The 25,990-nt window shown below is 45.3% G+C and carries 28 protein-coding genes; 20 read left to right on the plus strand and 8 right to left on the minus strand.

All coding sequences use genetic code 11. From position 1 onward, the window contains the following. The first annotated feature begins 106 nt into the window (after positions 1 to 106). From L1D44_RS07965 to aroG, 5 genes are all read left to right on the plus strand, one after another. Positions 107 to 445, plus strand: a complete 339-nt coding sequence (locus tag L1D44_RS07965; protein ID WP_202720612.1) for a P-II family nitrogen regulator — start codon at positions 107 to 109, stop codon at positions 443 to 445. A 12-nt stretch (positions 446 to 457) separates the two neighbouring features. Next, positions 458 to 1,708: an ammonium transporter gene (locus L1D44_RS07970; protein WP_239889639.1), complete on the plus strand. Its 1,251-nt coding sequence runs from the start codon at positions 458 to 460 to the stop codon at positions 1,706 to 1,708. A 167-nt stretch (positions 1,709 to 1,875) separates the two neighbouring features. Beyond that, entirely contained in the window at positions 1,876 to 2,199 is a 324-nt protein-coding gene (locus L1D44_RS07975; RefSeq protein ID WP_239889640.1) for a hypothetical protein, read from the plus strand. Positions 2,200 to 2,347: 148 nt separating this feature from the next. Continuing rightward, complete coding sequence (locus tag L1D44_RS07980) at positions 2,348 to 3,523, plus strand: hypothetical protein (protein ID WP_239889641.1); 1,176 nt, start codon at positions 2,348 to 2,350, stop codon at positions 3,521 to 3,523. 293 nt (positions 3,524 to 3,816) lie between these two features. Continuing rightward, positions 3,817 to 4,872 carry a 3-deoxy-7-phosphoheptulonate synthase AroG gene (gene aroG, locus L1D44_RS07985; RefSeq protein ID WP_239889642.1) on the plus strand — a complete coding sequence of 352 codons (1,056 nt, stop codon included), beginning with the start codon at positions 3,817 to 3,819 and terminating at the stop codon, positions 4,870 to 4,872. Positions 4,873 to 4,941: 69 nt separating this feature from the next. On the opposite strand, the gene L1D44_RS07990 is transcribed toward aroG, so the two are convergent. Then, positions 4,942 to 5,121, minus strand: coding sequence for a hypothetical protein (locus L1D44_RS07990; protein WP_220770642.1), 180 nt, complete (start codon positions 5,119 to 5,121; stop codon positions 4,942 to 4,944). Between the two features lie 341 nt (positions 5,122 to 5,462). Between L1D44_RS07990 and L1D44_RS07995 the strand changes: the two genes are divergently transcribed. Beyond that, on the plus strand, positions 5,463 to 7,235 hold the full coding sequence (locus tag L1D44_RS07995; protein ID WP_239889643.1) for an ABC transporter ATP-binding protein/permease: 1,773 nt from the start codon (positions 5,463 to 5,465) through the stop codon (positions 7,233 to 7,235). A gap of 132 nt (positions 7,236 to 7,367) precedes the next feature. Then, on the plus strand, positions 7,368 to 7,631 hold the full coding sequence (locus L1D44_RS08000) for a hypothetical protein (protein ID WP_220770644.1): 264 nt from the start codon (positions 7,368 to 7,370) through the stop codon (positions 7,629 to 7,631). A 12-nt stretch (positions 7,632 to 7,643) separates the two neighbouring features. On the opposite strand, the gene L1D44_RS08005 is transcribed toward L1D44_RS08000, so the two are convergent. Together L1D44_RS08005 and L1D44_RS08010 are read right to left on the minus strand one after the other, a co-directional pair. Then, positions 7,644 to 7,841, minus strand: coding sequence for a hypothetical protein (locus tag L1D44_RS08005; protein ID WP_239889644.1), 198 nt, complete (start codon positions 7,839 to 7,841; stop codon positions 7,644 to 7,646). A 194-nt stretch (positions 7,842 to 8,035) separates the two neighbouring features. Beyond that, positions 8,036 to 8,602, minus strand: a complete 567-nt coding sequence (locus tag L1D44_RS08010; protein WP_239889645.1) for a histidine phosphatase family protein — start codon at positions 8,600 to 8,602, stop codon at positions 8,036 to 8,038. A gap of 116 nt (positions 8,603 to 8,718) precedes the next feature. On the opposite strand from L1D44_RS08010, the gene L1D44_RS08015 reads away from it, so the two are divergent. The 5 genes from L1D44_RS08015 (at position 8,719) to L1D44_RS08035 (ending at position 14,801) form a co-directional block, all read left to right on the plus strand. Continuing rightward, positions 8,719 to 9,468: a ferredoxin--NADP reductase gene (locus tag L1D44_RS08015; protein WP_239889646.1), complete on the plus strand. Its 750-nt coding sequence runs from the start codon at positions 8,719 to 8,721 to the stop codon at positions 9,466 to 9,468. Positions 9,469 to 9,686: 218 nt separating this feature from the next. Further along, entirely contained in the window at positions 9,687 to 10,694 is a 1,008-nt protein-coding gene (locus L1D44_RS08020; protein ID WP_239889647.1) for a Fe(3+) ABC transporter substrate-binding protein, read from the plus strand. A gap of 169 nt (positions 10,695 to 10,863) precedes the next feature. Beyond that, positions 10,864 to 12,495 (plus strand): iron ABC transporter permease, encoded by a 1,632-nt coding sequence (locus L1D44_RS08025; protein WP_239889648.1) that lies wholly within the window; start codon positions 10,864 to 10,866, stop codon positions 12,493 to 12,495. A gap of 1 nt (position 12,496) precedes the next feature. Then, positions 12,497 to 13,528: an ABC transporter ATP-binding protein gene (locus L1D44_RS08030; RefSeq protein ID WP_239889649.1), complete on the plus strand. Its 1,032-nt coding sequence runs from the start codon at positions 12,497 to 12,499 to the stop codon at positions 13,526 to 13,528. 340 nt (positions 13,529 to 13,868) lie between these two features. Next, positions 13,869 to 14,801 (plus strand): Dyp-type peroxidase, encoded by a 933-nt coding sequence (locus L1D44_RS08035; RefSeq protein ID WP_239889650.1) that lies wholly within the window; start codon positions 13,869 to 13,871, stop codon positions 14,799 to 14,801. A gap of 70 nt (positions 14,802 to 14,871) precedes the next feature. Here L1D44_RS08035 and L1D44_RS08040 read toward each other — a convergent pair whose 3' ends face one another. Continuing rightward, entirely contained in the window at positions 14,872 to 15,342 is a 471-nt protein-coding gene (locus L1D44_RS08040) for a cupin domain-containing protein (protein WP_220770652.1), read from the minus strand. A 218-nt stretch (positions 15,343 to 15,560) separates the two neighbouring features. Next, a complete protein-coding gene (gene argR / locus L1D44_RS08045; protein ID WP_220770653.1) occupies positions 15,561 to 16,031 on the minus strand; it encodes a transcriptional regulator ArgR in 471 nt (156 codons plus the stop codon). A 352-nt stretch (positions 16,032 to 16,383) separates the two neighbouring features. Between argR and mdh the strand changes: the two genes are divergently transcribed. Further along, positions 16,384 to 17,319 carry a malate dehydrogenase gene (gene mdh / locus L1D44_RS08050; protein WP_220769070.1) on the plus strand — a complete coding sequence of 312 codons (936 nt, stop codon included), beginning with the start codon at positions 16,384 to 16,386 and terminating at the stop codon, positions 17,317 to 17,319. 91 nt (positions 17,320 to 17,410) lie between these two features. Here mdh and ispB read toward each other — a convergent pair whose 3' ends face one another. Continuing rightward, positions 17,411 to 18,382 carry an octaprenyl diphosphate synthase gene (ispB, locus tag L1D44_RS08055; RefSeq protein WP_239889651.1) on the minus strand — a complete coding sequence of 324 codons (972 nt, stop codon included), beginning with the start codon at positions 18,380 to 18,382 and terminating at the stop codon, positions 17,411 to 17,413. 283 nt (positions 18,383 to 18,665) lie between these two features. On the opposite strand from ispB, the gene rplU reads away from it, so the two are divergent. The 7 genes from rplU to L1D44_RS08090 all read left to right on the plus strand — a co-directional run bounded on the left by rplU (position 18,666) and on the right by L1D44_RS08090 (position 22,860). Then, complete coding sequence (gene rplU, locus L1D44_RS08060; RefSeq protein ID WP_028765847.1) at positions 18,666 to 18,977, plus strand: 50S ribosomal protein L21; 312 nt, start codon at positions 18,666 to 18,668, stop codon at positions 18,975 to 18,977. 15 nt (positions 18,978 to 18,992) lie between these two features. Beyond that, positions 18,993 to 19,247, plus strand: a complete 255-nt coding sequence (rpmA, locus tag L1D44_RS08065; protein ID WP_202720595.1) for a 50S ribosomal protein L27 — start codon at positions 18,993 to 18,995, stop codon at positions 19,245 to 19,247. A gap of 136 nt (positions 19,248 to 19,383) precedes the next feature. After that, the gene (gene cgtA / locus L1D44_RS08070; RefSeq protein ID WP_220769071.1) at positions 19,384 to 20,547 is read left to right on the plus strand and encodes an Obg family GTPase CgtA; all 1,164 of its coding nucleotides are present in this window, start codon (positions 19,384 to 19,386) and stop codon (positions 20,545 to 20,547) included. Positions 20,548 to 20,576: 29 nt separating this feature from the next. Next, positions 20,577 to 21,335, plus strand: a complete 759-nt coding sequence (locus tag L1D44_RS08075) for a threonine/serine exporter family protein (protein ID WP_239889652.1) — start codon at positions 20,577 to 20,579, stop codon at positions 21,333 to 21,335. Then, positions 21,335 to 21,808, plus strand: coding sequence for a threonine/serine exporter family protein (locus L1D44_RS08080; protein WP_220769073.1), 474 nt, complete (start codon positions 21,335 to 21,337; stop codon positions 21,806 to 21,808). The genes L1D44_RS08075 and L1D44_RS08080 overlap by 1 nt, the downstream gene beginning before the upstream one ends. A gap of 78 nt (positions 21,809 to 21,886) precedes the next feature. Further along, complete coding sequence (folA, locus tag L1D44_RS08085) at positions 21,887 to 22,369, plus strand: type 3 dihydrofolate reductase (protein ID WP_239889653.1); 483 nt, start codon at positions 21,887 to 21,889, stop codon at positions 22,367 to 22,369. Positions 22,370 to 22,464: 95 nt separating this feature from the next. After that, on the plus strand, positions 22,465 to 22,860 hold the full coding sequence (locus tag L1D44_RS08090; RefSeq protein ID WP_220769075.1) for a DUF3718 domain-containing protein: 396 nt from the start codon (positions 22,465 to 22,467) through the stop codon (positions 22,858 to 22,860). 174 nt (positions 22,861 to 23,034) lie between these two features. On the opposite strand, the gene L1D44_RS08095 is transcribed toward L1D44_RS08090, so the two are convergent. Next, the gene (locus tag L1D44_RS08095) at positions 23,035 to 25,056 is read right to left on the minus strand and encodes a methyl-accepting chemotaxis protein (protein ID WP_239889654.1); all 2,022 of its coding nucleotides are present in this window, start codon (positions 25,054 to 25,056) and stop codon (positions 23,035 to 23,037) included. 100 nt (positions 25,057 to 25,156) lie between these two features. Further along, positions 25,157 to 25,990, minus strand: a complete 834-nt coding sequence (locus L1D44_RS08100; RefSeq protein ID WP_239889655.1) for a symmetrical bis(5'-nucleosyl)-tetraphosphatase — start codon at positions 25,988 to 25,990, stop codon at positions 25,157 to 25,159.

Below are 25,990 nucleotides of genomic sequence, written 5' to 3' on the forward strand. Positions count from 1 at the left end.
TTTATTTTATTGCTTCTCTCCTATCTAATTGAATTTTAATGTTTAGTTAATTTGGCCTGATGCTTGAATTGTGTTTAAACAAATCGAAATGGAATTGGAGAGTGTGATGAAACTGGTGAGTGCGATCATTAAGCCATTTAAATTAGACGATGTGCGAGAGGCTGTTGCTGGCGTTGGCATTGAAGGCATGACAGTGACTGAGGTGAAAGGCTTCGGTCGTCAAAAAGGTCACACCGAGCTTTACCGAGGCGCAGAATATCAAGTGGATTTTCTGCCTAAGGTAAAGCTTGAGATAGCAATTAAGGCGGAGAGGTTGGAGTTGTTGCTCGAAGCCATTAGCGGTGCGGCGCGCACCGGAAAGATAGGCGACGGCAAGATCTTCGTGATGGATCTTGAGCAGACAATCCGTATTCGAACTGGCGAACTCGACGGCGAAGCACTTTAAGGGGATAGGCTAATGGAAGATTTAACAAAACTGGGATTGACGGTAACAGAGTTGCGCTTTGCCCTTGATACATTTTACTTTTTAATTTCAGGCGCATTGGTGATGTGGATGGCAGCGGGCTTTGCCATGTTAGAAGCGGGTTTAGTACGTTCGAAGAATACTACGGAGATCTTGACCAAGAATGTCTGTTTATATTCGATAGCCTGCGTCATGTATTTGATTGTTGGTTATAACATCATGTATGTAGATAACGGCGAGGGCGGATGGCTACCATCGTTTGGAGCGCTTATCGGATCTCAATCTGAGGGGGCCGATCACGCGCTTGAGTCCGACTTCTTTTTCCAAGTGGTGTTTGTCGCCACGGCGATGTCTATTGTATCGGGCGCCGTTGCGGAGCGCATGAAGCTGTGGGCCTTCTTAACCTTTTCGGTATTTATGACGGCGGTGATTTATCCGGTTGAAGGTTACTGGACCTGGGGCGGCGGCTTCTTATCGGAAGCGGGCTTTGTCGATTTTGCTGGTAGCGGTATTGTGCATATGGCTGGCGCGGCTGCGGCGATTTCTGGAGTCTTATTGCTAGGGGCGCGTAAGGGAAAGTATGGTGCTAATGGTCAAGTGAATCCCATTCCAGGTTCAAACTTGCCTATGGCGACACTGGGTATGTTTATCTTGTGGATGGGCTGGTTTGGCTTTAACGGCGGTTCACAGTTACTGGTGTCGGATGCAGAGAATGCCAGTGCGGTGGCTAAGATCTTCGTTAACACTAATTCGGCGGCCGCTTTTGGTGCTATTTCGGCGTTAATCGTGTGTCGACTCATCTGGGGCAAAGCGGATTTGACCATGATCTTAAATGGGGCGCTAGCCGGTCTAGTGGCGATAACAGCCGATCCTCTGTCTCCTTCACTTGTTATGGCGGGTGTGATTGGTGTTGTTGCTGGTGGCTTGGTGGTGTTCTCGATTGTCGCCTTCGATAGGGTAAAAATCGATGATCCTGTGGGTGCTATTTCGGTACATGGAGTGGCAGGGTTACTGGGATTGGTCTTGGTACCGGTATCGAATAATGATGCATCTTTTGTGACGCAGCTATATGGTGCTGCGGTGATTTTTGCGTGGGTGTTCTTGGCATCGGCTGCCGTATGGATGGCGCTTAAGGTGACCATAGGGATCCGCGTCTCAGAGGAAGAGGAATACAATGGCATGGATGCATCTGATTGTGGTATCGATGCCTATCCCGAGTTTGTTTCGGTTAAGAGTGCCAATTAGGGCATAGAGTATAGCCATATTGCTAGCGGTTTTAGCTAGAGAGCTAACTTCAAGAAGCAGGGGCCATCCCTGCTTTTTTGTGCTCATGAGTATGATGCCGTTAGCTGTTTTACATCGGTCCATTATGGGCTAGAGTAAGTTAACCGAAATTTAGTGATTGGCCAGTTATGAAAAAGCTCAGTTTTCTCTTAGGTATGCTGCTTGCCACTCTCACCGTAAATGCGAGTGCTGGGCAAGTCGTGGTGCGAAAATCCAGTGAGCCCTTCGATGCATTTGCGGTTAGGGATGAAGTGCAGAGGCAACATGAGTGGCGTGAAGCACTACGCTTTCAACAGCAACTTCAGATCTTACAGGCTTTGCCTATAGGGTGCGTACCACTTGTGACTCCTTACCGTCACTTCTCCTGCCAAGGCTTATTTTATCGGCCATACCCTTACCAGAACAGAGAGTTGTTTATTCAAATCGATCCCCCAACGGACGAGTCGCCCTAGCAAGGCTATATCAAGGTCAGATCAATGGAGTGATAGGGGACATAGCCTAGGCATAAAAGGCGACTATTTACGTTTTGTAACGCATTTACACTCGGAGTGGATATTCATGAGATATGCTTAATGCAGAGGTTTTTGCTTAGGGAGTGTGATGAAACGGTCAATTGTTTTACTTATCGTCCTACTAATTCTATGTATGCTGCTTATCAGTGGCTGCGCAACAAAGCCCGTGGCAACGTCTGATGACTTAAGCGCTTATTTTCATGATCGGCACTTTACTGCCTCTCTAGATCTGCCCGATACCGATGACCTATTTGAGTTACCCGAGTCGGCTGTGCATTTGCTTCGCAGGGAGGTGATACGTTCCAAGAATTATCAGCAACAATCGAGTGTGATGATGCACGAGTGGCTGGCGAATTACATCAATGCCAGCGATGGCGGCTTTCACTATGCCGATAATCTCACCCGTAGTGCCAGCGATACCTTCGAAACGAGAGAGGGAAATTGTTTATCTTTAGTGGTGTTGACGGCGGCTTTGGCAAAGGAGCTTGGTGTTAAGGTTGAGTTTCAGGAGGTTGATATCCCCCCGGTATGGGATAGGCAAGGGGGCTTTTATCTCGTCAATGGCCATATTAATCTTAAGCTGTTGCCTCAGAATAAGGGCAATGTCTTCAATATCTCCACCCAGTCGATACAGGTAGACTTTCTACCCGAGCGCGCCATGCAAGGCTATCAAAAACGTCGAGTTAGCCGCTCAACTGTCGTGTCGATGTTCTACAACAATATCGCTGCCGAAGCCTTGGTTGAGGGTGACTACGACCGAGCCTATGGCTTGTTAAAGCTCGCCCTAGAGCAACATGAATTGTTTCTGCCGGCACTAAATACTCTGGCGGTTTTGTATCGCTATAAAGGTTTAGACTCACAGGCTGAGGCTTTATATCAATATATCTTGCGTGTAGAGCCTGAGGATATGAATGCCCTCAATAACTACGCCATCATGTTATCGGCGCAAGATAGGCTGGAGGAATGGGCTGATGTGCACAAGGTGATGGAGCTCGCGCGGATTAGAAACCCCTATTATTACTATGGTATGGCGCAGCAGGCGTATTTCGATAGAGAGTACCAAGACGCGTTAATCTGGTATAAGAGGGCGATCGCCAAGGCGGATTATCGACATGAGTTTTACTTTGGTCTGTCACGTACCTACTGGGTAACAGGAGATGAAAGGCGGGCGGAACAAAGTCTTAAAAAGGCTCTTAAACTCACGACCGATGAACACAATAAACGCCGCTATCAATCAAAGTTACAAGCGATGAGAAGCCATTAGAGTACTCGCTACTTTCGCGCTGCAGATATTGAACTTTCTGTTACACGGCTACTTTTACCTTAAAAGTACGTTCTGCCGATAAAAATTTTAAGTTTTACTCAGGTTTGACTGCGCTTTCTCGAATGTAATTATATCATTTTGTATTTATTAATCTCTTTTTAAACAACACATTAAAAATAATCATATGAAATAATAATAACTTGATTGCAATCCGGCTTTAGACTGGATAAATTGAATGCAGTATCGCAATTGAGAGATCTGTATTCATAGGCTAGACGGAGCTAAGTATTACCATGTATTACCAAAATGATGATGTTCGAATTAATAAGATAAAAGAGTTGTTACCTCCAATTGCAATTTTGGAACGATTTCCTGCAACTGAGAACGCATCCGCTACCGTGTTTAACGCCCGTGAAAGCATCCATAATATTCTGGCTAAGAAGGATGATCGCTTATTAGTGGTTATAGGCCCCTGCTCTATTCATGATCCGGTAGCGGCACTCGAATACGGTAAGCGCTTAGTCGAGCTGCGTGAGCGTTATAAAGATCAGCTCGAAATCGTTATGCGGGTCTACTTTGAGAAGCCACGTACCACAGTGGGCTGGAAAGGCTTGATCAACGATCCCTACATGGACAACAGCTTTAAGCTAAACGATGGTTTACGTGCAGCAAGAAAGCTGCTGTTAGAGCTTAACGATATGGGGATGCCAACTGCGGGTGAGTTCTTAGATATGATCACTCCTCAGTATGTGGCTGACTTGATGTGTTGGGGCGCTATTGGTGCGCGTACGACTGAATCTCAAGTACATCGAGAGCTGGCTTCGGGACTATCGAGCCCCGTAGGTTTTAAGAATGGCACCGATGGCACCATCAAGGTGGCTATCGATGCGATTGGCGCCGCGAGTGCACCGCATCACTTCCTCTCTGTGACTAAGTTTGGTCATTCGGCGATCGTCGAGACTAAGGGGAACGCCGACTGTCATATCATTTTACGCGGCGGTAAAGAGCCCAACTACAGCGCTCAGCACGTGGCCGATATTAAGCAGCAGCTTGAGAAAGCGGGACTGGCACAAAATATCATGATCGATTTTAGTCATGCCAATAGCAGCAAGCAGTTCCAACGGCAGATGTTGGTCGGTGAAGATGTCGCCGCTCAGATGGCAAGTGGTGAGCAATCAATCTTCGGCGTCATGGTGGAAAGTAATTTGATTGAAGGACGCCAAGATCATATTGAAGGGCAGAGTCTGTGTTATGGCCAGAGCGTAACGGACGCCTGCATCGGTTGGCAAGACTCTGAGAAGCTCTTGGGCATGCTCAATGAGAGCATTGTTCAGCGTAGAAATCGCTAACATCAGCGATAAATACAGAAAAGGAGGCGCTAGCCTCCTTTTCTGAACAAGTCGTTCACTAGATTAGAGTTACTTCTTTTTATCTTGCTCAATTAAGTATTCATTGGCTTTCGCTAAGCTGCCAAAAGAAGCAATTAGATTGCTCTGTCCCTTTTCTTGGATTTCAGGGTTTCCTGATTGGGTCATCATCCATATCCATGTTTGGATGAGTGGTAGAGGGGGATATTTTGGCTTGGATGTGTCCAGCATTTTTGCATCCTTTTTTCGTTAACTTTAAAAGAGCCTTATTCAGCCCTTCCTGCCTGTTTACTTTTTATATTTTGCCGCAGAGTATCAAATTCTTTTCTTTGGGTTAACAGAATTTGCACTACTTAATACAAAATTACTGAAAAATGTGCAAACTACTCCTTATGGAGCGTTCAAAGCACACTCTATCAGACTAAAGTCGTACGATAACACAGCTTATGGCCGATGGTCGTTAACTTTTTGTAAACATCAGTCAGATGTTATTAGTCGTGAATAAAGCTAACTTATTGTCATCTCATTTAAAATGACCTGAGTTTGAATTTAAAAATTTTTTTGGAATCAAAATGCGCCCCTCACTTTATTTCGATGGACCGATAGGTAAATTAAATTGGCATGTGTTACGCATGTTGTGGCCCTATTTAATTGAATTTAAACGTAGAGTGGCTCTGGCATTGCTGTGTTTGGTTATCGCGAAACTTGCCAGTGTTGGCTTGCCGTTTGTGCTTAAGGCGCTGGTGGATGGGCTCTCGGGGGCCTCTAGTGAAGCCTTGCTTTCGGTGCCTATCTCTTTAGTCATTGCCTATGGTTGTATTCGCCTACTCAATACCATTATTTCCGAGGTGAGGGACACGCTATTTGGGCGGGTGACCGAGCGTGCCATACGGCGTTTAGGCATGGCGGTTTTTGAGCATCTTCATCGACTCGATATGGCATTTCATTTAGAGCGCAGAACCGGCGGCTTGTCTCGAGACATAGAACGTGGCACCAGTGGCATGAGTTTCTTGATGCGCTTTATGGTGTTCAATATCGTACCAACGATTCTTGAGATTGTGCTGGTCGTGGGGATCTTATTCTATAACTACGGCTATGCTTTTGCCGGTGTGACACTGCTCTCTGTTATCGCCTATGGCGCATATTCGATTGTTGCGACTGAGTGGCGTACGGGCTATGTGCGAGACGCCGCTAAAGCCGACTCAGTATCCAGTACTCGGGCAATTGATAGTTTACTTAACTATGAAACCGTTAAGTATTTTAATAATGAGCAGTATGAAGCCAAGCAATATGATGAGGCTTTGGCGCAGTGGGAAGTGGCTAAGCGTAAGAACAGGCTCTCGCTGTTTGCACTCAATGCGGGCCAAGCTTGTATCATCTCGATTGCGATGACCTTGATGCTAGGCATGGCAGCATATGATGTTGTTCAGGGCGAGATGACCATAGGTGACTTCGTGCTGATCAATGCCTTTATGATGCAACTTTTTATCCCTCTTAATTTTTTAGGCTTTGTTTATCGAGAGATCCGTGGTGCCTTTGCCAATATAGAGCGGATGTTCGATCTTTTAGATAAGGTCCCTTCGATTCAAGACGCAGCCAATGCTAGCAACCGAGTCCTGAGCCAAGGTCGAGTCTCATTTGAGCACGTAGGTTTTAGTTATGATTCGCGGATAATCTTAGATGATGTCAGCTTTACCATAGAGCCGGGTCAGAAAGTGGCTATCGTTGGCGATAGCGGGGCGGGTAAGTCGACCTTGGTGAAGTTGTTATTTCGTTTTTATGATGTCATCGATGGGCGAGTCTGCATCGATGGTCATGATATTCGTACGTTAACTCAAAGTGCATTGCGCCAAGCCATCGCCATCGTACCCCAAGATACGGTGCTGTTTAATGATAGCCTGATCGAAAATATCCGTTATGGTCGCCCCGATGCAACGGCCGAAGAGATAGATGTCGCGATTAAGATGGCGCACTTGAGCCAGTTTATCGAGAGCCTACCGGAAGGTGGAGAGACCAAGGTCGGTGAGCGTGGTTTAAAGCTCTCCGGCGGGGAGAAGCAGCGAGTTGCGATTGCGAGAGCCATCCTTAAGAAGTCACCCATCTTAGTCTTCGATGAGGCCACCTCATCTTTAGACAGCCATTCTGAGCAGGCCATTTTAACGGCCTTGAAGGAAGTGGCGAAAGGCCATACAAGTCTTGTCATAGCCCATAGACTCTCCACTGTTGTCGATGCTGACCGTATTATCGTCTTGAGTAAGGGCAGAGTGGTTGAAACCGGTAGTCATTATGAGCTGCTTGCCGCGAAGGGCTTCTATGCTAATTTGTGGCGAGTGCAGAAGGAGTAGCTCTATCATTTTTGCGCAGCTAATCGACTCATATTGATTAAGAAAAGCCTACTTAGGATTCAGCATAGGTTCAGTTTCGTGTGTCTATAATTGGCGTCAAATTAACGGGACGCTAATGCAGAGAAGGTCACAATGAAAAATATACCTATACTGGTGCATATTGAAGGACAGGATAGTAAAGTTAATACCGATTGGCTGGCGATTATGGCTACGCTGAAGAAGCGCGGCTTAGAGAGAGACGAACTTGAAGTGGTATATTTTGAGTTATGTGCCGGAATGAGAGTGACGACGCGAGGGCTAGGTTTAGCAAAAGCAACACCAGTCGAACCGTCACAAGGTTTATTACATGAGCCTAAATTTTCGGCTAGGGATTATGCGGGCATGCTAAGTGCTTAACCGCTTATTCATTCAGCCTATAGGCTTACCCATTTTCCAGCCATCACAGATCAGCTTAGTTTGAGGAGAAGGTTCTTTCGTTGGGATCAGTCCGATGATCTTGCCTTCTCTAAAGCAGATGAACTCACCCTCAATATTTGTCATTCGCTGACAACTGCTGCAGCTTGCTGATAATGCTTTGTTTTTTAACGGTGTATTGGAATTACTCACCGTGTCCCCCTCACTGCTACCTTGATAGTTTATGTCAAATAAATCTTGCGTAGAAGTTCGGTTATCCCCATTCCCGAAGCCGTATTTAATCATTATAAGACTAATATACCAAGCTTTTATCGCCTGTTAAGCTAACTAATCGGTCATTTGGTTTGCATTTTAATTCGTGTTTGGTCCGGATTTTATTGTAAAAATCACTTTCCAAAATGGGTTTGTATCAGGCTTATTTTTCCTTCTTTAGGGATAGATAACAGATAAAGGGTGCCGTATTGGCTTTCCTCTATGGGGGGAGTTTTCGGACCGCCGAGCGCCTTTATGATGAGGGGGACTGTGTTGGAGTGTCCCGCAATTAAGCTGTTACCTGAGGTTTGATTGACTAAAGTTACGATGGAAGCGATATGGGCATCTAGGCCAAACTGGGTGTCGGCAATCATAAGCGGTAGCGCTCTTTGGCTAGCTATGGGATCTAAGGTTAATTGGGTTCTTTGATAGTTAGATGCTATCAACTGAGATAACTCAACCTGTTGCAGTGCCTCAATCAGTGCCTTTGCTCTTTGTTGTCCAGCTTCACTTAGCGCAGGGTTTCGAGAGCCGTCATCGCGTTTTTCTGCATGCCTGACTAACACTACTATTTTTGTTAGAGCGTCACTCTTTGCAGCTATTTCTAACGATTTGTTTGGCTGAGCTATACAGGACAAGCTGATTGCGAATAGCAGCATAGCAAGCATACTGGCTTTGATTGCTTTAATTTTCGTCTTCATGAATTTACTCCATTAATGTCAACCTTCCTCGCTGGCTAGACTAATCTTTCTGAATATGAAATAAAAGCTTAGGTAAGTTCACTATTTCTCGAAGGCTGGAGATTTTTGGAGGTGCTATGTGGGTTGAAGGGCTGGTCATAGAGAGGCGAGACTGGAACGATAAGTTGTTTTCACTAAAGATTAAAGTCGATATAGGAGACTTTAAGGCTGGCCAGTTCATTAAGCTGAGTCAGGTCGTGAATGAGAAACGAGTTAGCCGAGCCTACTCGCTCGTCAATCCACCGGGCTGTGACTATATAGAGGTATTGGCGGTGGCGGTAGAGGAAGGGTTATTGTCACCTAACTTACACGTACTGAAGGTTGGTGATGTTATCGATGTCGCCACTAAAGCCTCAGGCTTTATGACTTTAGATGAGCTCCCGACTGATGATGCCAAAGGAAGGCATTTGTGGTTTTTAGCCACAGGAACTGCAGTAGGGCCTTTTATCTCAATGATGGAGACTTACGAGCCTTGGGATGCATACGAGCGGTTAGTATTGGTCTATGGGGTGCGTAAGGTTGAAGATCTAGCTTACCTTGAGCAACTTAAGGGATATGAAGCGAGATATCCTGAGCAGTTTAAGCTGGTACTTTCTGTGACTCGCGAGCCGTTAAATGATGCTTTAACCAGCCGGATCCCCGATGCCATCAGTTCTGGGGAGCTTGAGGGTAAAGTCGGGTTAAGGCTTAGCCCTGAGGATTCGCAGGTGATGATCTGCGGGAACCCTGAGATGATCACCGCATCACAACAGGTACTTAACGATAGGGGTTTAATAAAGAATCTGCGCCGTGCACCCGGACATGTAACCGTTGAGAGATACTGGTAACTCTTAATGCAAGCACTCCCGCTGTTAATTGGTGGAGAGTCTAGCTAAGCTTATGTAAGTTAAGTGTTTGCTTATGTTGATCCAGTTGTCATTTTTGAGTTAAAAATATGACAAATGCTTGCTGTTTGTATGAGTTTTTATTACTCTCGTTGCAATTGAGAATTATTATCAGTCGTTTTACGCTGATGAGTTCGATACTTGCCTAAGGGAGAAGAGTAATGAAAATGGTAAAGAGTCTAGCTGTAATAGGACTGACTTGTTTTGCATCTATCGCTAATGCCGCTGATAGGCTAACGGTATATTCTTATCGACAAGCCTTTTTGATAGAACCTATCTTAGAAAACTTTACTAAAGAGACCGGTGTTAAGGTCGATGTTGTCTTCTCTAAAAAGGGCATCGCCGAGCGTATGAAGCGTGAAGGGCGCCTTTCGAAGGCGGATATCGTTCTGACCTCAGACTTTTACCGCTTGATGGAGTTGGTTGAAAAAGATTTAGTTGTTCCTGCCAGCAGTGACATTCTTAAACAAAATATCCCGCAAAAATACCGTTCACCAGACGATGAGTGGTATGCACTAACGATGCGCGTGCGTAATATTTATTCTTCAAAGGATAGACTGGGTAAATTGGATATTAATTACGAAGACCTCGCTGATCCTAAGTATAAGGGCAAGATCTGTACCCGTAGCGGTAAGCATCCATATAACGTTTCATTAGTGGCCTCTATGATTGCTCATCACGGCGAGCAGGAGACCAAAACGTGGCTAGAGGGCTGGAAAGCCAATTTGGCCAGAAAACCACAGGGTAATGACAGAGCACAGGTTAAAGCGGTAAGCGAAGGCTTATGCGACATAGCGATTGGTAATAGTTACTACTTAGGTAAGATGCTACAAGATCCTAAGCAAAAATTATGGGCCGATGCGATTGAGATCAATTTCCCTAACCAAGATAATCGTGGCTCACATATCAATGTATCAGGCATGGCATTGGCTAAGCACTCAAAGAATCAGGCCGCAGCGCTTGAGTTGATGGAGTACTTATCAGGTGATAAGGCGCAGCAAGCTTACGCTGAAGTGAACTACGAGTACCCTGTAAAGGCAGACGTAGCGCCTTCAACATTAGTGGCTTCTTGGGGAGCTTTTAAAGCCGATGACCTACCTATTTACAAATTGGCTGAATATCATGGCGCAGCAATCAAACTACTCGATGAAGTGAAGTTTGATCTGTAGTGGCTGACTCTTAAGGTTGGGCTAACCAATTCAAGCTAGACTAGAAGAAGCGGTTTGAAGTTAATGGTTTAGTTCAGCCTGGCAATATTCCAGTTAACCTATCGTTTTAGATAGGTTTTCTTGTTTTTATCCAAGTACACGGATGTTTTATTTTTAGGTAGTTAACATTATGGTTTTAGGCTTAGCCAAGGGCTGGTCTGTTGTGGGTTATACTTTGGCGTTGTTGATTATAATGCCTTTGATTGCGTTGATTGCTCAATCACTGTTACCCGATGAGGCTGTATTTGGCCACCTGTTTAATACCGTATTACCCACTTATATTAGTAACAGCCTGTGGTTAATGTTTTGGGTGGTTATAGGCTCTCTTATCATTGCCATCCCAGCCGCTTGGCTAGTGGCTAAATGTCACTTTCCTGGTCGGCGTATCTTTCAGTGGGCATTGCTATTGCCTTTGGCCATGCCCGCTTATGTTGTAGCCTACGTCTATACCGACTTACTCGATTACTCCGGACCTGTGCAACGCAGTTTACGTATCGCTTTTGGTTGGCAAACTCCCCAAGATTATTATTTTCCGGAGGTGAGGACCTTAGGCGGTGCTGCAATCATGTTGGCATTGGTACTGTTTCCCTATATCTACTTATTGGCAAGAACCGCTTTTATGGAACAATCTGCCAGCCTAAGCCAAGCAACGCGGGTGATGGGCTGTGGGCCTTGGAAGAGTTTCTGGCGCCTAAGCCTTCCTATGGCTAGGCCTGCATTAGCGGTTGGCGCTGCGTTAGTGGCTATGGAGACAGCGGCGGACTTTGCGACGGTTAGTTACTTTGCCGTGCCGACATTGACCACAGCTGTTTATGATACTTGGTTCGAACACGGCAGCTTGACCGCAGCGGCTAAGCTCTCAACCATCATGTTGTTAGTCATTTTCGCTATGGTAGGCTTTGAGCGTTTTGCTCGGCGCAAACAAAAGCTATTTCAAAAGTTGTCGACCCCGGGTGAACTCGATGTTTACTCCCTGTCTGGCGCCAAGGCTTTCGCTGCAACGGCATACTGTACAGGGCTGTTATTTTTAGCATTTTTATTGCCTTTCTTTATTTTGCTGCAATATGCCTATGGTTACTTTGCCGAAAGCTGGAATGACGAGTTTTTTAAGTACAGTTTTAATAGCTTGTGGATCTCTTTGTTGGCCAGTGCTATTTGTGTCGTTATCGGCATTGTGTTGATGTTTATTCGGCGCATTAGCCCGCGTCAGGCCGACATCTTGCCTTCACGCCTAGCTTCAACGGGTTATGCATTGCCAGGGACAGTATTAGCGATTGGGATCTTGGTGCCGTTTACTCAACTCGACTTTGCTATTAACGATCTTGCCATATACCTTGGTTTTGAAGAACCGGGGCTTATCTTAACTGGTAGCAGTTTCATTATTGTGTGCGCGTTTACGATTCGTTTTGCTGCCATTGCGATAGGCAGTATCGAGAACAGTTATAAGCGGATCTCTCCCTCACTGGATATGGCTGGTATCACCATGGGACTTAAGCCATTAGGTCTGTTAAAGCAGGTGCATATACCTCTGCTTAGAAAAGGCATTTTTGCAGGCTTATTGCTGGTATTTATTGAGTGCATGAAGGAGTTACCGGCGGCTCTCTTGTTAAGGCCTATCGGTTTTGAGAACCTCGCCACCTATGTCTATCAGTTTGTCTCTGATGAGCAGCTCGAGCAGGGAGCCTTAGCGGCAATCGTCATAGTGCTCGTGGGGCTCATTCCACTTATCTACCTTAACCGTTCCTTGGAGCACGATAATTAGTATGGCTACATTACAAGTACAACAGGTGTTTAGCGATTATCAAGGGCAGGTCGTATTAAAGGGCTTAGATCTTACGGTCGAGAAAGGAGAGATCGTGGCGCTACTTGGGCCAAGTGGTTGTGGTAAGACAACCTTGCTTCGAGCCATTGCGGGGCTACAGGCGATAAGTAGCGGTAAGATAATCATAAACGACAGAGTCGTTGCCGACGATGACCATTTCGTTGCCAGTGAGCAGCGTGGGGTGGGGATGATCTTTCAGGACTACGCCCTGTTCCCTCATCTAACCGTGGCTGAAAATATCCTATTCGGAGTTGAGACTCGGGATAAATCATTAAGAGCAGCTCGTTTGGCGCAGATGCTGGCACTGGTGAAGCTTGAGGGGCTAGCGAAACGTTATCCCCATGAGCTTTCTGGTGGGCAGCAGCAACGGGTCTCTATTGCTAGGGCGCTCGCCTATGAGCCTGAAGTCCTGTTGTTGGATGAACCTTTTTCTAACATCGATGCTAAGGTACGCCGAGAGATGATGCTAGAGATCAGGGATATTTTGAAACAGCATAATGTGAGTGCAGTATTTGTAACCCACAGTAAAGATGAAGCCTTTGTCTTTGCCGACAAGCTTGCCTTATTTAATCAGGGGCAAATTGTGCAATCTGGTGACGCTGAGAAGTTATATTCACAGCCGTCAGATAGATATGTAGCAGACTTTCTGGGTATGGCTAACTATTTAAAAGCAAAGGTTATTGATAGTAATAAGATCGAGACTTCAATTGGACTGATAGCCAGTAATAATCAGCTGAATTTAAGTGTTGGCTCAGAAGCTGAGGTTTTATTAAGGCCGCAACATATAGAGTTAACCAGCGCCTCAGATGGAGCGGGAGAGATCTCTGGGCGCCGTTTTCTAGGTAATATTTGCCAATATCAAGTTAAGGTTGCACAAAGCGTGTTAGAGGTTCATAGCACTAATCTTGATTTTGTTGCGGGGCAACGGGTAGCGATAACATATCAAAATCACAATTTAGTCTTGTTTGCATAAGGCTTTGCAAAATAACTGTTTCGCTTAAGCTTAGGTTTAGTTAGACAGTATAAGGTGACAGGTAAGCGGCAGGCTTTAGTGTAAGGCGTAGTCAGCGAGAATGAGTGTGCGTGAGTATCGCTTCCATATAGTGGAGAAAATTGAGCCTAGGAAGATATTTCTAGGCTAAATAGAGCATTATATTTTGAGATCTCGATCCAGTATGCTTTCGACTAAAACTGCGTGACAACCAACATTTATGTTTTAATTCTAGTTATTGTGCGTCAGTTAATGATATTAATAACTAAAGTTGTACATAATGTTGCCGAAATTAAATTCAGCAGAAGGGTTACTTATAATAATGGATAGTCAGGTTATGCCTCGTGAACAGCTTGGAGTATGTGCAGAAGGAAATTTGCACAGCGTCTATTTAATGTTTAATGCTAATGAAAGTGTTGAGTCTGATATGCGTCCATGTGTGGCGACTGTCGCTCAATATATTCATGAGTTAACGGATCAATATTCTGATAGCGCATTTAATGGCTTTGTTGCCATAGGAGCTAATTATTGGGACACCTTATATCCTAATGCTAGACCGCAGCAGCTAAAACCTTTCCCAGCAATGAATCGTGATAACCGAGATGCCCCCGCTATCGAGTATGACTTGTTCGTGCAGATCCGTTGTGACCGCTTTGATATTTTACATTTAGTTGCCAATGAAGTTTGCCAAATGTTTGAAGGCTTAGTCGAGCTTGTAGACGAGGAGCGCGGCTTTAGATTCCTTGACTCGCGCGACCTAACCGGTTTTGTCGATGGCACTGAAAACCCTAAGGGGCGTAGCAGACAAGAAGTGGCTTTAGTTGGTGACGAAGACGCCCAATTTAAAGGTGGCAGCTATATCCATGTGCAGAAGTTTGCTCATAACCTAAGTAAGTGGAATCGCCTTCCAGTTAAGAAGCAAGAAGACGTTATCGGGCGAACTAAGACCGACAACATTGAGTATGCATCTGCAGATAAGCCGCTAACGAGCCACATTAAGCGTGTGAACCTGAAAGATAGTGAAGGCAAGTCGATGGAGATCTTAAGGCAGAGCATGCCTTATGGTTCAGTTAAAGAGCAAGGTTTGATGTTTATCTCTACCTGTCGCAACTCGGTGCATTTCGAAAAGATGTTAGAGAGCATGATACATGGTGATGCCGAGGGCAATCATGATCACTTGATGCATTTTACTCAAGCACTAACAGGATCATCATTCTTCGCGCCTTCATTGGATTTTATGAATCGCGTTAGCTGATGCCATAAAGTTCTGACAATAAAAAAACGCACATTAAGGTGCGTTTTTTTATTGGAGGTTACCGAGAGAGTTATTCACTATCAATTTCGTCTTTATCCCAATAGTTAGTAGGGCGTCTGGCATAAATTTCATTTACTGATTTAACGAGTACCTTGTTGTTTTCGGGATACACGACTACATCATGTATGTCTCGGTTACCGACCACAAGAAAGACGAAATCTTGGTCGCTATGGTTGACGAGTTTATGTGAGATACCCGTATCGGCGTTAAAGCAGATATATTCCCCCTGACTGAAGGAGTGAGGCTCACCGTCAATATATAGCGTCGCTTCGCCGTGCATAGCGTAGATATGCTCCTCCTCTTTTGTATGGTAATGGGCCACCGCAGAGGACTTTCCAGGTGCTAAGCGTTCCATAGTGACGCCGATTTTTTCCCCGCCAGCGGAGTCACCTATATGTTTTTGTTCACTGGCATACTCATCTTCATGTTGCCAAGGTTCCCAGCATATATCGTTGATATTTATAATTTTACTTTTATTCACTCTTTATCCTCGACTCAAATTACTGTCGTTTAGGATTATAACGATAATTGTTAAAGAGAGAAGAATCTATTCAATATATTGTATAAAACAATGTGTTCTATATTTGAGGGGCTATCGTGATGGTGGCTATCTTATTATGGAGTTTGTGCTGAAGGTGTAATAGACGGGGAGAGGATGCTGTAACCTAGAGGCTACAGCATATCGCCTGCAACACTCGTTTAGTCGGCATAATTAAACAGCGACTTAACGGTTTCCAATGTGTCTTCAATATTGTGGATACTAGATGGGCAGATGAAGATGGTGTCATCGCCAGCAATGGTACCTAAGATCCCTTCAGGTTTACCTATGGAGTCAAGTAGGCGGGCGATAAGTTGCGCCGCTCCTGGGCTGGTTCTAACGACAATCATAGATTGATTGTGGTCAACATCGAGTACGAGGTTCTTAAGCGGGCTACCCGCAGTCGGCACACCGAGTTCAGCCGGAAGACAGTAGACCATCTCTTGTTTAGCATTACGGGTTCTGACCGCGCCAAACTTACTTAGCATACGAGAGACTTTTGACTGGTTGATATTGCCAAAGCCTTCGGCTTGCAGGGCAATAACAATTTCACTCTGAGAGCCAAATCGCTCTTCTTTCAAAATCGACTTGAAGGTCTTAACTAAATCATCTTGGCTTTTATTAGCTTGCATATATTCTTATTCTTTATTCAAAAAAATCCGCTCCATCATGATTATTTTCCCCATTTTTGTCAATCTTTATTCGTTTTTGTGAATAAAAATTCATTGCTAATGGGGCCTAGTCCCATGGGGTGGCGATTAATTAGATTGTTTATTCTAATTTCGACTCTGCTAATGTATCCTTGCATTCCTTCTGCAGGCCTGACTCTTACTCGATTTCCGAATGCTGTTACCTATATTAGTGTTCTAGATTATATGGAACACGACTAAGGGATAATTGTATTTTTCTTGTGAATCCAGTACTGTTGCGGGAAAATAAAAATGGATCTAAATCACAAAAATCCGAGGATTAACGGAGATCATTATGAAAGTTGCTGTACTTGGTGCTGCTGGTGGTATTGGCCAGGCTCTCGCCCTACTATTAAAAACTCAATTACCTGCGGGTTCTAAATTGTCGCTGTATGATATCGCTCCAGTTACCCCTGGCGTTGCGGTTGACTTAAGCCATATCCCAACTGCTGTAGAAGTAAAAGGTTTTGCTGGTGAAGATCCAACTCCTGCTTTAGAAGGTGCTGACGTAGTACTTATCTCGGCAGGTGTTGCTCGTAAGCCAGGGATGGATCGTTCAGATCTATTTAATATCAATGCTGGCATCGTACGTAACTTAGTTGAAAAGTGCGCTACCTCTTGCCCAAAAGCCTTAATCGGTATTATCACTAACCCGGTCAACACTACTGTAGCGATTGCTGCTGAAGTGCTTAAAAAAGCGGGTGTGTATGATAAGAACCGCCTATTTGGTGTGACGACACTCGATGTCATTCGTTCAGAAACCTTCGTTGCAGAAGCAAAAGGCCTGAACGTAGCAGACGTTAAGGTTCCGGTTATTGGTGGTCACAGCGGTGTGACTATCCTACCGCTTCTTTCACAGGTTGAAGGTGTGAGCTTTAGCGATGAAGAAATTGCTGCGCTGACGACACGTATTCAGAATGCGGGTACTGAAGTGGTTGAAGCTAAAGCTGGTGGCGGCAGTGCGACACTATCAATGGGACAGGCGGCATGTCGCTTTGGTCTATCACTCGTGCGTGGCTTACAGGGCGAAGCTAACGTTGTTGAGTGCGCTTACGTCGATGGCGGCAGTGAGCACGCTGAATTCTTCGCACAACCTGTTGTACTAGGTAAAAACGGTGTTGAAGAAGTATTGGCTTATGGCGAAGTGAGTGCATTTGAAGCGAATGCACGTGACGCTATGCTAGATACACTAAAAGCTGACATTCAGCTGGGTATCGACTTCGTTAAGTAGTCTATGTGAGCAGCCTCTCGGAGACTGCAATTGAAAAGGGAGCCTAAGGCTCCCTTTTTTGTTTAATCGCTTATATTGCGGTCTTATGTGATTAGTGACTGCGCTGTGTGGCGATTTTAGCCAGTGAGATCAATGCAGTTTTATAATCAGAGTCAGGAATGATATCAAGTGCTGCAATCGCCTTGTCTGACTCTTCTATGGCCCGCTTTTCAGTGTACTCTAAAGCACCACAGCTCTTAAGTGCGCTTAGAATAACCTCGATGTGCTCAGTACCGTCACCTTTCTCAATAGCCTCACGGATCAAGGCCTTTTCTGTATCGCTACCATTTGCCATAGCAAAGATAAGCGGCAGAGTGGGCTTGCCTTCGGCTAAGTCATCACCGATATTTTTGCCTAACTCTTCAGTTTCAGCCGTGTAGTCGAGTAGATCGTCGGTTAACTGGAATGCGGTGCCTAGATACTTACCGTAGTCGGCTAGCGCATCTTGCACTTCAATTGGGCTATCAGCCAGTAAACCTGCGAGACGAGTGGCGGCTTCGAATAGTTTTGCTGTTTTGCAGTAGATGACGCGCATATAGCTGTCTTCGGTGGTGTCTGGATCATTACAGTTCATTAACTGTAGCACTTCACCTTCGGCGAGTACGTTGGTCGCATCGGCAAGGATCTCAAGTACGTCTAAACACTTCAGCTCAGTCATCATCTGGAAAGAGCGGGTGTAGAGGAAGTCACCTACTAGCACACTAGCACTATTACCAAATAGTGCATTGGCCGTCTTTCTACCACGGCGAAGGGTCGATTCATCGACAACATCATCATGTAAAAGTGATGCAGTATGGATAAATTCAATGATTGCGGCCAATTTAAGGTGAGAATCACCTTTATAGTCGATGGCACGAGCTGCTAGAATAGAGAGCAGAGGTCGTAAGCGTTTACCACCGCCGTTAATAATGTAGAACCCAAGTTGATTAATGAGGGCAACGTCTGACTCTAGTTGTTTATAGATCAGTTGATTGACAGCTTGCATGTCGCTATCAGCCAATTGACGAATGGCGTTTAAATCCATAAGTAGGCTCTGGTTTTGTTGGCTGCTGATTAAGATAAGCAGCTCAATTAAGGCTTAAATGTTATAATAATTGGATTCTACCTAAATTTGCGGCACAAGACAGTAGTTGTAGAAGATTGTGAGAGTTATTTGGGTCTTTTTTTATTCTTAGTTAATTAAGACTTGTCAGCGGCTACTTCTTAGCGTAAACTCCGCGACCATTGTCATTAAAGCTTTTATAGCACCCCTGCATCAAACAAATATGTTTTGAGCGGCGTGTTAGAAATATCGGAGTAAAATAGCTATGTACGCTGTTTTTCAAAGTGGCGGCAAGCAACATCGCGTTGAAGCCGGCCATACAGTTCGTTTAGAGAAATTAGAAGTCGCTACAGGCGAAACTATCGAATTCGACCAAGTTCTTTTGGTTGCTGATGGTGAAACTGTACACGTTGGTGCACCTTTAGTTGAAGGTGGTAAGGTTGTTGCTGAAGTTATCAGCCACGGCCGTGCGGAGAAGGTAACTATTGTTAAGTTCCGTCGTCGTAAGCACCACGATAAGAAGATGGGCCACCGTCAGTGGTTCACCGAAGTTAAAATTACAGCTATCAACGCTTAATTAGGAGTCTAACTCATGGCACATAAAAAAGCTGGCGGTTCTACTCGTAACGGCCGCGATTCAGAAAGTAAACGTCTTGGTGTAAAGCGCTTTGGCGGTGAATCAGTTCTTGCTGGTAACATCATCGTTCGTCAACGTGGTACTAAATTCCACGCTGGTGTAAACGTAGGTGTTGGCCGTGACCACACTTTATTCGCTCTTACCGATGGTAAAGTGAAGTTTGAAGTTAAAGGTCCTAAGAACCGTAAGTTCATTAGCATCGAAGATTAATCTTTCGCTTCGCAAAGATTGATACTAAGCCCCGCCATTGGTGGGGCTTTGTTTTTTTTAAATTAAGTAAATTGTGTTTTGGCGACTAGAATCGTTAAGAGTATAATTCTTTCATTCTATGGTGCCAGGAGTTGGTATGAAGTTTGTCGATGAAGCTATTATCCGTGTAGAAGCCGGTAATGGTGGCAGTGGTTGCGTTAGCTTTAGACGCGAAAAATATGTTCCAGATGGTGGTCCAGACGGTGGTGATGGTGGTGACGGTGGTAGTGTATATCTACAAGCCGATGAAAACCTCAATACCTTGATCACCTATCAGTTTGAACGTTTTCATATCGCCGAGCGCGGTAAGAATGGTCGTGGTCGTGACTGTACTGGTCACGGTGGCGCAGACTTGATCCTTAAAGTACCAGTTGGTACGCGCGCTATCGACAACGATACCGAAGAGGCACTAGGTGATTTAACCACTCACGGGCAGAAATTGCTTGTGGCTAAAGGTGGTTTCCATGGTTTAGGTAATACTCGCTTCAAGAGCAGTACTAACCGTGCGCCAAGACAAAAAACCTTAGGTACAGACGGTGAAGTTCGTAGCCTTAAGCTTGAGCTACTTCTACTTGCCGATGTGGGCTTGCTAGGCATGCCAAATGCGGGTAAATCGACCTTTATTCGCTCGGTTTCCAAGGCTAAGCCAAAGGTGGCTGATTATCCATTTACAACTCTGGTTCCTAACTTAGGTGTCGTTAACCCAAGACCGGGTCAGAGCTTCGTTATTGCGGATATTCCAGGACTGATCGAAGGCGCTGCCGATGGTGCAGGCCTAGGTGTTCAGTTTCTTAAGCACTTAGAGCGTTGTCGTGTATTGCTACACATCTTAGATGTAGAGCCTATCGATGGTAGCGATCCAGTCGAGTCTGCTCGTGCAATCGTAGGTGAGCTAGAGAAGCACTCACCTAAGCTTGCGTCTAAGCCACGCTGGTTGGTGATTAACAAAGCGGACTTGATGCTTGAGGAAGAGCTTCAGGAGCGTATCGATCATATCGTTAAAGAGCTAGAGTGGGATGGCGATGTCTATACCATTTCAGCTTATAACCGTGAAGGTACCGCCGAGCTAGCCCTTAAATTACTCGACTTTATCGACTCTCTACCTCCTGAAGAGGAAGCGGATGCCGATGCAGAAGTTGAATTTAAGTGGGATAATTATCATCAGAAAGCAAATGAATCGATTAATGAAGATTATGACGATGATTTTGACGATGACTTCGATGATGATGATTACGATGTTGAAATTATCTATCAAAGATAATTGATACGATAAGAGGAAGTTGAGACAAGGTGTACGCTACAACGCAAAATGACATTACTCGTCAAGTCGTTAGAGTTGCTCAACTTCTGCTTGCTTATGGCGCTGAATCAGAACTCGTTGAAGAGATCACTCAGCGTCTAGGCCACGCCTTAGGTTTAGAAAGTGTGGAGATCTCCATCTCCTCCAACTCCCTAGTTTTAACCAGTCTTTCTGTCGGTCGATGCATCACAACGACTCGACGAATTCGTGAACATGGTATCAATATGACCGTGGTTTGCGAATTGCAGCGGATCTGCTTGCTTACCGAAAAAGGGATCTATGGATTGACCGAAGTGCGCAAGCGCGTCGGCCGTATTGAGCCCAAGACTTATCCAGCCAAGTTTGTTGTGCCTATGATAGGTTTATCATGTGCCAGCTTTTGCCACCTGTTTGGTGGTGACTTAGCAGCTTGTTTTATTACTTTTCTCGCCTCGGCCATCGGCATGTTCGTGCGTTTGTCTATTGCCAAGCGTCACTTTAATCTTCTACTTAATTTTAGCGTCACCGCCTTTGTGACGACCCTTATTGCACAAACGGGTTACCAGTTTGATTTGACTGACACCCCTAAGCTGCCAATGGCAGCGAGCGTGTTGATGTTGGTGCCAGGCTTTCCGATGATTAACTCTATTTCAGATATGGTCAAAGGGCACTTAAATGTGGGGATCTCCCGCTGGGGGCATGCGACCTTGCTAACAGTCGCATCGGTGATAGGTATCACCATTGCCATGCAAATAGGCGGCTTGTTCTGATGATGTCGCTGATCTTAACTATGCTCAACGATGCGATTTTCTCTGCTATTCCTGCAATAGGTTTTGCAATGGTGTTTAATGTGCCGCGCCGATTCCTGCCCTACTGTGCAATCGCCGCAGCTATGGGTCATGGTAGCCGTACCATGTGGCTAAGCTTTGGTTTACCAATTGAGTGGGCCACTTTTTTAGCGGCAGCCTTGGTGGGCATAGTCACGATAGCATTTGCGAAGAAGCATTTAGCGCCGCCATTAATGTATGCTGTTGCTGCAATAATTCCGATGATCCCGGGCACCTACGCATTTAATACCGTCATCGGCCTAGTGCAGCTGACCGCGCAAGCAGATATGAGTCCAGAGCTTATCTATCAAGTGGTGAGTAACGGTCTTAAGACTGTATTTATTTTAGGTGCACTTTCGGTCGGGTTAGCAATGCCAAGCTTACTCTATTTCCGCTCTCGCCCTGTCATTAAATAACTAAATTTTATTAAGCCTACAGGATGTTAGTGGGCTGCTAGATTGCACGCTAACACCACAGAAATAAAGGGAAGTATCATGAAAATAGCTATGATTGCCGCGATGGCAAATAACCGTGTTATTGGTAAAGACAACCAAATGCCATGGCATCTTCCTGAAGATCTACGCCACTTTAAAGCCATGACTTTAGGCAAGCCTGTGGTGATGGGACGAAAGACCTATGAGTCGATAGGGCGACCGCTACCTGGGCGCCATAATATCGTGATAAGCCGTCAAGAAGATTTAGTGATTGAGGGGGTCACTCGTGTCAGCAGTTTTGATGAAGCGAAAATAGCTGCCGGAGATTGCGAAGAGCTAGTCGTGATGGGAGGCGGGCAACTGTATGAAATGTTGTTGCCTCAGGCTGATATTCTCTATCTCACCGAGATAGCCCTAACAGTCGATGGGGACACCTATTTTCCGCAGTGGGATGATGGAAGCTGGCAAGAAGTTTCTCGGGATGTTGCGAAAAATGATAAAGGTGTTGAATATAGCTTTATCAAATTGGTAAAAAAGTGTTAAATTCAGGGGGTTGTTTAGTACCCTAGATAAAGAGAAAGCAAGCTACTAAATAGCGCTACTTTTCTAAATAAAAACTAAAAAATAAGGAGTGTCTGATGCGTCTGTTACCCTTGAGCATCGCTACACTGATAGTGGCATCTTCAATTTCTGTTCCATCAACTGCGCTAGCTAATCAAGACCAGTTGGCTGCAAACATCTGTAACTATGTGCAGGCCGATGACAAAAACCGTCTTCGTAAGAAGTTAAAAGAGAGCAGAGTAAAGTTACGCAACATCTATAGTGGTGTTTCCTGTGGTGGCGATAGTTTATTGAGAACGGCTTTAAAGAGTGGTTCTAATAAGGTTGGCACCTTTGTCGCTAAGCGTCTTCCAGCTTCAGATTTAAACCAAGCGGAAGCCGATGGGCAGAGCATCGTTGCCTGGGCTGAAAGCAACGGCCATGGTAGCAGTGAAATCACAGCAGCCATTAAAGAGCGTATTGCAGGCAGTTAGGCTCTTACAAAGCGAATCTAAAATTACTGGGCGAGTCCCAGTATTTTTTTAGCCGATTTACGGCTTTTGATGATAAACAGGCATTTAATAGCTAAAGAAAAGAGGCGCTAACTATAGCGCCTCTTTTTTAAATCAAACCTCTGCTTAACGGGTTAAGTGTCTCAATCTGGTAGGTTAAACTCTAAACTCTTTAACTGAGGCCTGTAGCTCTTCGGCTAATTGCGCGACCTGATGACTCGACTGCGCCGTTTGGTCGGCTCCAGTAGAGGTTTCCTCTGAAATAGCGGCGATATGCTCAAGCTTTTCTGAGACCTGCTGGCTGACCAGATTCTGCTCTTGTGCAGCATGAGCAATATGGGTTCCTGAGTCATGAGCGCGGTGTACAGCTTCGCTAATACTTTCTAGGGCATTGTTAGCCTGCTCTGTTTTTTCAACGCAAGAACTCGCCTGAGAGCTTCCTAGGTCCATTACTGCAACCGCTTCTTGTGTGCCCTTCTGTAGCACCTCGATCATCTGCTGGATCTCTTGGGTTGAGTCTTGGGTTCTCGATGCGAGACTGCGAACCTCATCGGCTACCACAGCAAAGCCTCGGCCTTGCTCGCCAGCGCGCGCTGCTTCGATTGCGGCGTTAAGAGCCAGTAGGTTTGTCTGCTCTGCAATACCGCGGATCACATCGAGAATTGAGCCGATAGAGGCGCTATCTGCGTGGACTTTATTAATCACCACACTGGCTTTAGCTACTTCATCGGCGAGCGCTAGAATGGTGCGCTTGTTTTCATCAGCCATCAGTCGCATATGTTGGCTTTCATCATCGGCGGCTTTTATCTGACTTAGTGCTTCGTCGGCGCTAACGGTGACTTGCTGGGCACTTGAACTTAGCTGAGTGGTTGCAGTTGCGACTTGATCGACCTGGCTCTTCTGTTCTTGAATACCGACAGTCGTTTGAGCCGTAATTGCCGAAGTCTCTTCGGCTGCGGCCGCGAGTTGATCGGAGCGCTCTAAAATGCCTTGGATAAGGCTACGTAGGCTATCGACTAGCTTATTGCAGTTGGCTGATAGTTTAGCAAACTCATCGTGGCCCGAATCGTCTAACTTATGGGTCAGGTCCCCTGAGGCCAACACGTTTAGCGCGTGGTTGATTTTATCGAGAGAGCGGGTTAGTGGGCGCACAACTGCGATACTGACGACAATGGCGACAAGAATTGCAACCGTCATTAATAGAATCGTACGCATACTTGCGTTGTCGATATTCTCGATGGCGCTGCTGCTAATTTCACGAGAGATGGACTCGATGTTCGTTGTTAGCGCCTTCATCTGTTGGTTAACATTGCCCGCTGCAAGTTCTACATCGTGAAGCAAAGCTTTTGCGCGAGTATTATGTTCTATCTCTTTGCGTTTTAGTGCAATTAACGAATTCTTACCTTGAACCATGGTAAATACGTTAGTCGCTTCACTGTTGAGCTCTTCGATAAGCTCGCTCTCGACAACACCATCCCAATGGTTAGTAACGTAATCTACCTTGCTCTTAGTGTCACTAACGATATAGTCCAGCTCTTTTGAGATGATATCGAACTTGGCCTTGTCTGTACTGCGAACAAGGTCGAAACTGGTGCTCGCGATGTTACTAAAACTCAGCTCTAGCGTACTTGCAGTCGCTGCAATCTCCTGTTCAACCAGATCTTCACTCATCTCTAGATCGATTAAATCTAGTAATAAAGACGCACTGTCATCGACGGCAATTTCCACATCGTCATATTGACTGCTAATCTGCTTGGCTGTGGTTAGCGCAGCTTCATGGATAGCTATCATCTCTTTACTGGTGCTATTGAATTGAGAGTATTGCCCCTCAAGAGTCCGAATGACGGAGTTTAATTCGGAGTTATTACTGACTAAGCTGGCCAGTTTGGTAATCTCTGACTCAAAGGTCTGACTCGCGGCAGAGTATTGAGCGTTGATTTGAGGGATCTCACCTGCATTAGCGCTGTGATAGGCTGTTAAGATCAGCTTTTCCTGCTCGGAGATAGTTTGTGACAGTAAACTGCTCGACTCAAGCGCTGGTAAGCTGAGCTCTTGTAGAACTTGTGTGCTGCTCTTTAGCTGGTTGTTAGTTAACCAAGATGCTGCGCCTAGGACGATCAGTAGTAATGTGACTACCGTAAATCCTGCGATCACCCTGGTGGCTACATTTAACTTCATAGGAGCTCCATTTTTATTATTTTTATCCAAGTCACAGCATCCGCCTGACATGCCAATCGAATATTTTATCGGCCAAATTCAGCGATAGTTTAACTCTTTTTTAACTTCTTTTAACGTCTTTTAATTTTTCTTGAGTGATTCTTTGGTTCGATTCAAAATGCCATAGGGTCATATATTCCCCCCAGCAACAGCCTGTATCTAAACCTAATCGATTCACATGGTTTGTCTGTCCCATAATCGCGGCCCAGTGGCCAAAGACTAATGTATAGTCAGCAGGAATATTAGATTTAACATTAAACCAAGGCGTCAAGTTGGCGTGATTACAGTTTTGAATTGGCGACTTACAGTCAAAATCTAAGCGACCATCATCTTTAAGATAGCGCATGCGAGTTAAGGCATTAATGCAATAGATCTGCTTCTCAAGCGGAGTTAAATCCGAGTGATAGTCATCAACATCGTTGGTGTACATTTCACTGATTAACTCCTCTAGATAATCTTTTGACTTTAGCGTCTGAGATACCCTATTCGCTTCGCTGCGCAGGGCTGTCAAATCCCATTGTGGAGGTACGCCTGCATGGCTCATTAGCAGTCGCTGCTCGGGCCACTCCTGATAGAGGGGTTGAAGTCTTAGCCAATCGATAATGCTATTGATGTCGTCGGCGGCGAGTAACGCGCTTAAGTTATCTTTAGGGTTAGCGCGCTTTAACTTGCCATGAATTGCCAGTAAGTGTAGGTCGTGGTTACCAAGGACTACCTTTGCCGAACCCGATAGTGATTTAAAAAAGCGCAGGGTCTCCAGAGAGCCTGTGCCCCGTGCGACGAGATCACCCACTGCCCATAAGCAGTCTTTTGAGGGGTTAAAGTCGACGCTATTGAGGAGCAGGGTTAACTCCTCGAAACAGCCCTGTATATCGCCTACAAAATAGTTAGCCAT

This window comes from Shewanella sp. Isolate13, from assembly GCF_022398325.1.
Lineage (GTDB): Bacteria > Pseudomonadota > Gammaproteobacteria > Enterobacterales > Shewanellaceae > Shewanella.